The 1864-nt window shown below is 57.1% G+C and carries 3 protein-coding genes; 1 reads left to right on the top strand and 2 read right to left on the bottom strand.

Features of this window, described 5'->3' with window-relative positions:
- Positions 1-92 precede the first annotated feature (92 nt).
- Together HWX03_RS36590 and HWX03_RS36595 are read right to left on the bottom strand one after the other, a co-directional pair.
- Positions 93-629, bottom strand: coding sequence for an NAD(P)H-dependent oxidoreductase (locus tag HWX03_RS36590; protein WP_175874669.1), 537 nt, complete (start codon positions 627-629; stop codon positions 93-95).
- A 42-nt stretch (positions 630-671) separates the two neighbouring features.
- On the bottom strand, positions 672-1307 hold the full coding sequence (locus HWX03_RS36595) for a DsbA family protein (RefSeq protein ID WP_175874670.1): 636 nt from the start codon (positions 1305-1307) through the stop codon (positions 672-674).
- Between the two features lie 143 nt (positions 1308-1450).
- Between HWX03_RS36595 and HWX03_RS36600 the strand changes: the two genes are divergently transcribed.
- Positions 1451-1837 (top strand): helix-turn-helix domain-containing protein, encoded by a 387-nt coding sequence (locus HWX03_RS36600; RefSeq protein WP_208456835.1) that lies wholly within the window; start codon positions 1451-1453, stop codon positions 1835-1837.
- Positions 1838-1864 lie beyond the last annotated feature (27 nt).

Below are 1864 nucleotides of genomic sequence, written 5' to 3' on the forward strand. Positions count from 1 at the left end.
TCGTCATTTCTCGGATTCCTTTGCCTGCATTATCGCCGGCTCAGGCCCTGGCCGTTCCACTTATCCGGTTGTCTGAATTCGCGCGGCCACCTCTATTTGTGAAGTTCGTCGAGCATTCCGGTTGCTCCATCCACAATGGGAGCATTGGGCTGAAACGCGCCGTCCTCGCCAACAGATTGACCGAACGACGGAACCGGTACAACGTGGGGCAGCGGGTGCACGTTGACGCTGGTAATCAGTTGTCGAAGCACTTGCGATGCACGAAGCCCCCCTGAGATTCCGCCGTAGCTGACGATTCCAGCAGGCTTGTACCCCCACTCGCGCATCAGAACCTGCACTGCATTCACCAGTGAGGCCGGTGGAAAATAGTCGTACTCGGGCGTGACGAACACGTAGGCATCGGCCGAGTCAACGCTCTTGCTCCAGCGCTTCGTGTGTTCGTGTTCGTACCGCTGCAGATAGGGGTGGGCTGCCTCGTCCAATAATGGAAGATTGAACTCGGCGAGATCCACCAGTTCCACGTCGAATTTTCCGTGAGCGGCGGCGAACTCGTTGAACCATTGCCCGATGACGGGCCCCGAGCGACCGGGACGGGTGCTACCGATAATGACGTTCAATTTTAGTGACATAGCAAATACCTTTTATCTATTCAGAGGGCTGGGAAAGGCAAATCACTGCTCCCGCCAATGGCGGCGCAATGTGCTCAGCAGCTGTTCCGTGCTCAGTGAACCCGGAACCGCCTGTTTGCGGTCAATGACCATGAACGGCGTGCCGCGCGCACCTAACCGCTGCGCTTCACGCTGTTCGTTCTGGACTTGTTCGCGATACCTTCGGCTGCTCAGAACATTCCGCGCGTCCGTTGCATCGAGACCAAGCTCAGCGGCAAAATCCACGACTTCATCCAGCGTCCACAGCCGCCGTGCCTCACCGAAATGCGCGCGAAACATGTGCTTCCATGCTTGCGCATGAAGCCCCTTCTCGGTCGCGTAAGCGAGCAGTTCGTGCGCGTAATCGGTTGGCCCGAGAGTGCGATCGATGACGCGGTAAGGGGCGAGACCTTCTCGATCGGCCGCCTGTTCGAGCGGCCGCAGGGTTTCACGCTCGATTTCATCTGCGTCCTTACCCCGCGTGACGATCAAGTTGTGTTGCGTCACGCCGCGTCGATCGAGTTCCGGATGGACCTGAAACGAGCGATAGGCAACCTCGACCTCGCCACGGTGCTCGAACGCTTCCAACGCAGCCTCCAGCCGGTGCACGGCCATTCCGCAGAACGGGCACACGATGTCGCACCACAGTTCAATCTTCATTTCGTACTCCTGTTATCTCGATCCGGCAGGGCACTACCACAACAACTCACCGGAAGTCACTTTTTGTGACTAAGAGACAGCATTAGACTATCGAAGGTAAAGTGGCGCAAGAACGCACAAACTTGGGGCTAAGTCATATGAAGATGACTGTGGGTGAGGGAAATGGCGGGCTCAGCGATTGCCGACGCGTTGCTCGGGTGTTGGCGCGAATCGGTGACAAATGGACAGTCCTGATCATCGTCGCGCTACGTCACGGACCGGTACGCTTCAATGAACTGAAGCGATCCGTTGACGGCATATCTCAACAAATGTTGACACGAACGCTTAAGGGTCTAGAACGGGACGGAATGGTGACGCGAACTACGTTCCCAACGACACCGCCTCAGGTCCAGTATGAACTGAGCACGCTGGGCAAATCGTTGAGTATCCCGGTCTTCGCACTCGGCCAATGGGCGTATGACCATCAGAGGTGGCCGCGCGAATTCAGACAACCGGATAAGTGGAACGGCCAGGGCCTGAGCCGGCGATAATGCAGGCAAAGGAATCCGAGAAATGAC

The organism is Burkholderia sp. BCC0397 (genome assembly GCF_902832865.1).
Lineage (GTDB): Bacteria > Pseudomonadota > Gammaproteobacteria > Burkholderiales > Burkholderiaceae > Burkholderia.

Excerpts from the sequence above, each read along its gene's own strand:
- HWX03_RS36590 (WP_175874669.1), bottom strand. The coding sequence starts at position 629 with ATGTCACTAAAATTGAACGTCATTATCGGTAGCACCCGTCCCGGTCGC.
- HWX03_RS36595 (WP_175874670.1), bottom strand. The coding sequence starts at position 1,307 with ATGAAGATTGAACTGTGGTGCGACATCGTGTGCCCGTTCTGCGGAATG.
- HWX03_RS36600 (WP_208456835.1), top strand. The coding sequence starts at position 1,451 with ATGACTGTGGGTGAGGGAAATGGCGGGCTCAGCGATTGCCGACGCGTT.